The sequence below is a fragment of the Streptomyces sp. NPDC002845 genome, assembly GCF_053591955.1.
Map to the genome: position 1 here is coordinate 1 of NZ_JBSFUU010000182.1, position 4,536 is coordinate 4,536.

General features: G+C 66.8%; 4 protein-coding genes. 1 reads left to right on the forward strand and 3 read right to left on the reverse strand.

Going from position 1 to position 4,536, the window contains the following annotated elements; translation table 11 throughout:
• The coding region (locus tag ACWD3C_RS47880) for a DUF4760 domain-containing protein (RefSeq protein WP_451155023.1) at positions 1-737 on the forward strand (737 nt) is incomplete at its 5' end.
• A gap of 267 nt (positions 738-1,004) precedes the next feature.
• Here ACWD3C_RS47880 and ACWD3C_RS47885 read toward each other — a convergent pair.
• The 3 genes from ACWD3C_RS47885 to ACWD3C_RS47895 form a co-directional block, all read right to left on the reverse strand.
• Entirely contained in the window at positions 1,005-2,381 is a 1,377-nt protein-coding gene (locus ACWD3C_RS47885) for an IS1380 family transposase (protein ID WP_451155025.1), read from the reverse strand.
• Positions 2,382-2,557: 176 nt separating this feature from the next.
• A complete protein-coding gene (locus ACWD3C_RS47890) occupies positions 2,558-3,049 on the reverse strand; it encodes a GNAT family N-acetyltransferase (RefSeq protein WP_451155027.1) in 492 nt (163 codons plus the stop codon).
• 467 nt (positions 3,050-3,516) lie between these two features.
• A complete protein-coding gene (locus ACWD3C_RS47895) occupies positions 3,517-4,467 on the reverse strand; it encodes a hypothetical protein (protein ID WP_451155029.1) in 951 nt (316 codons plus the stop codon).
• Between the last annotated feature and the right edge of the window lie 69 nt (positions 4,468-4,536).

A 4,536-nucleotide genomic window follows, 5' to 3' on the forward strand; every position in this document is an offset into this window, starting at 1 on the left:
CACCGCGCTACCGCCTGCCACCGGCACTGGAACAACGTCACCGCGGCGGCGACTACGTAACCCGACGACCAAGATCAAGACTTACAGCTGCCGTGTCGGTCTCGGCCAGGATCCCGCGCTCGACCAGCCGCTTGAGCTTCAGGCGGACGTTGTTGCCTTGCCGGGCAGTCGGCATCGAGGCGATGGGGGCCCTTGTGTTCAATACCGCAGCGTTAGTCATCTCGATCTTCTCGCTCGTAATATCAGGCGTCATCGCATTGAGGCAGCTGAGATCGTCCCAGGGCGCGAACGTTCTCTCGATCATCCTGGACGGATTCAAGGAGACAAGGACAGTAGAATTCTCCGAATCAGTCGAGTACGTTCTTTACCATTTCACTTCGGCGCACCCCGAGCACATCTCTTACCTGGATCTTCCGGATCCTGCGAAACAGCACGTTCGCCGGATCGGACTCTTCTACGACGACCTGGGGAAACTCGTCGCCCATGGCCTTGTTGACGAGCGCCTCGTCATCGGGTCGTACGGGCGAAGCGTTCTTCGAGCATGGGCGGTGTTGTGCCCCTACATCTATGCGGAGCGCGAGAAGCATCGGAGACTGGCGATGCCATACTTTGAAGATCTCGCGTTCAGGGCAAAACAGCGGACACCCGAGGATGTTCACCGAGAACTGGGGATGAAGAGGTTCACCGTCTCCGAGGCCATGGCACGGGAGATAGGACCCCCGCCAGAGGGAAACTGAAGGTGTCTTTCTTGATCAGCAGTTCCCCCCATCGCCCGGTGCCCGTGTTGACTTCGTCGGCTGGACGATCCCGCGCAGGCCCGTACGGGGCCGTCGATGAATTAGCCTCGATCTTTCGTGATGGGCCGCCGACGGAGTCGGGGACCCATTTCGTTGTCGGTGGCCGGGGGCGGGCAGGCCGAGGGCCCGGGTGTCGTCTCGGGTGGACGCCGGGTTCCACTGCTCCGGGCTGGATCCTCTTCTGGTAGGGACAGGCGAGTCCACTGGTCAGCCGGGGTTCGGCAGGAGTGCAAGCCGTTCGAGGGCGTCTGTGATCTCGCGGGTCCAGGGCCAGTGGTGGGCGAGGCGGAGGATGCGGCGCCGGCCGGTGGTGACGAGCTGGCCGGCCGCGGAGAACAGGCGGAACCGCAGGCGGCGCGGTTCCCAGAGGCGGGCTCTGCCGGTCAGGGCGAGCACGGGCATCCAGGCCAGCAGGTCGAGAGCGATCTGGACGATCTCCAGCCAGATGCTGTTCTGCGCGGTGTCGTGCAGGGGGAGGTTCCGCAGGCCGGTTGAACGTGCGGCCCGGATGCGGTCCTCCGCGCGGGCCCGCAGCCGGTGACGGAGTTCGAGTTCGGCGATCGGGCGGTCGGGGGTGTTGGTGGCGAAGCAGGTGATCCGCATGCCGTCCGCGTCCGTGATTCTCAACTGGGCTCCGGGGTGCGGCCGTTCCTTGCGGACGATCAACCGCATGCCCTTCGCCCATCCGTCGAGCAGGTCACCGGTGAGTTCGGCGACCCAGGCCCCGTCACGGACTTCGCCGCTGGTCTCGACGGCCGGTGTCCAGGCCGATGCGGGGATGTTCAGGACGTTCTGGTGGATGGCCTCGGTGATCACCATGCCGACCGAGTAGGACAGCCAGCGTCCGCGCTGGGCGAGCCAGGCCACGAACTCATGGGTGCCGCCGCCGGAGTCGCAGCGGATCAGCGTGTGCCCTCCCCGCCGGTACTTCTTGGGCAGTTGAGCGAGGGCAAGGCGGGCGGCGGTGATGTGGTCGGCGGCCGTGTTCGAGCCTGCGTTGCCTGGGCGGAGGAGAGCCGCGACGGGTTCTCCGGTTCCTCCAGGGCCGTGGTCGACGAACCCCATGAGCGGGTGGTGGCCGTAGGTCTTCTTCCAGGTCGGGGCGGCATCCTGCTTGTCCGAGTGGGCGACGACCAGGACCCCGTCCAGGTCCACGATCACCTGCCCGCCGGCATCCGGAGCCTGGTCGCCAGCCAACTCCCAGACTCTTTTGCGGACTTCGGAACGTGCGGCGCGGATCGCGGTCAGCGCCTTCTCGCCCGAAGCGGCGAGGGTGTCGATCAGCCGGGAGACCGTCGGATCGGAGGCGACCGGCCCGAACACGGCTGGCTCGGACCGCAGCAGGGCGATGTCGGCGAGGCAGTCCCCTCTGAGCGCGACCGCCAGCGCAAGGTCCACGAGTACCTTGCCGGGGTCGTGGACGGCCCGGGGCTTCCGCCACGGTGCGAGGACTGCGGATATGGCCTGGTCAAGGCCGGTCTTGCGGACAGTTTCAACCAGCAGGACCGAACCGGCCTGCGAGACCACGGCCCGGCCGTCTTCCTGGACGCGGACATGGGGGTAGGACCCGGTAGGCTTCTTCACCTGGAAAGTGCCTCTGGATTCGGCGGGAACAAGGACCTAGACAATCCTCATTGTTGCTGGTCAGAGGCATTTTCTGCTTACCTGACCGCCTGTCGGACAGCCCGCTTCATGAAAGCGCGAGGTTAGGAGTAGGGCCCTTGTCCCGGCGGCAGGGTTGGACCGTGCGAAGACTTCAATCAGCCAGCGATGCTGGTGGGTGCCGTCGCGGTGTCGCGGTGCATGATGTGGCCGGTGGCGGTGAACGCCTCATTGCCGACCAGCGGGCCGGTCCGGGTCTCCGTGACGATGAATCCCTCGCCAGCGTAGAGCGCCTCGGCGGCTGGGTTGCCGTCGAGCACGGTGACCTCAACCCTCGGTCCGGCGGCGGCAACGGCGTGGCGCAGCAGTGCCCTGCCGATCCCCTGCCGGTAGCGCTGCGGGTCGACGTACAGCCAGGTGACCTCGTCGTCGTCGAGCGCGACGAAACCGGCTACTCTGCCGTCGGCCTCCGCCACCCACAACTGGCCGTCGAACAGCCCTTCCTGCTCAGCGGTCTGCGCGAGCGTCAGGAACGCCTCGACCCCGGCGGAGTTGCGCAACTCGTCAAGGCGCGCGGCATCGTGAATTCGCGCGATCGCGTCCCAGTCATCGTTGGCATATGGCCGAATCTCGATCTTCACGGGCGGCATGCGCACAATCCTCACGGTCCACCCACAGCCGGCGCAACACGTTTACGCCGCCACCGCGGCACGCGGCGGGAGCGGGACGACCGGCGCAGATCACGAGCGCTGAACTGCCGCGTAGTGCGCGGCACGTCGCTGAGCCGCCCCTGCGCCTAGCCGCCGGCCATGCAGGCCAACCGTCGTCACCCACCTCGAAGTACCAGATGGAGTGACCCCAGCTGTCGAACTCGTCGCCTCGTGACTCGTCCCAGCGACGGCGAAAGAACCGGTTCGACATGGCGCACAGCCTACGGCTGCTCGGACGCACTGATCTGCCGCGATCCGCGCGCCCGGCGGCCCGCGGTCGGTCCGCCGCTGAAGGCGCTGTGGCCGTACTCGCTAGGCTCAGGGTTGTAGTCGTTCACCAGCGGTGTTGCGACGACCGCCAGAACCTGACCCAGGCCCGGAAGGCACCGTGGTGGCCTGGCCCATGCCTATGAGGCGGCCCTCACCCGTCCCATCGCCTGGTCACGCGGCAGGAACGGCCACATGCTCATTCGGGGCATGACGACACCGTGCTCGTTGCGCATGGTGAGCTCGCCGTCGTCTGCCTTCTTCAGCACCTCGCCCGCGTTCTTCAGGGCCAGGGCAACCCGGGTCTGCAGGCGGGGCTGGAAAGGCAGGACGAGGGGCACAAGGGCGGCGATCGCGGCGGCCTCGGGGATCAGGTTGCTGGTGAGTTGGCCGATCACGTGGTTGAAGGCGGCATTGGGCTTTTGCGGCAGCCGGACCCCGGCCTTGCGCATCGAGCCCAGCAGCAGCGTCAGCATGTCCTCGAATGCGTTGCGCAGCTCGATGACGTTCTCGTAGAGCACAGCACTGGCCACCACCGGCCAGCGGCCCCGCTCCAGCCGGTCCAGGAAGTCCTTGAGCAGTTTCAGGTCGATGTCGCCGGCGTACCGGTATTTCGGCTCCACCCGGGACAGCAGCCTGCCTCCCTCGACGCCCTCTCGCCAGGACGAGCGGCTCAGCTCCCTGAACCACTCTTCCTGGCTGCGCGGTGAGTACACGCCGCAGCCGACCAGAATTTGGTAGAGGATCTTGGCGCGCAGCGGGCGGGCGCCCCGCAGCACGGCACCGTAGGTGACATGCGAGTAGCCGGGCGCCTGACGGGCGAGCTGGCGATGGCTGAGCTCGTTGAAGTCCAGCAGCGTCTGGAGCAGCTGACGCAGCTCGACTTTGCCCGCGGGACTGACTGGGATCAATACGCCGGTGCGCTCCCACCGGCGCAACGCCTCACGGCTCAGGTCGCCGGCGGGCCCGGCTTTCGCCACACGCAGGCTCTGCCAGCGGTCGCTCCATTCGTCAGGGTCTCCCCCGCAGGCCAGTACGTAGCTGACGACAGCCGCCCAGGTGGGCTGAAGTTTCCCCGTGATCTTGGACACTCGTTGGTTATGCCGCGAGGGCGTGTTGATGCCGCTGTCTGGTCTCGGCCGGGGTGAGGTAGCCGAAGG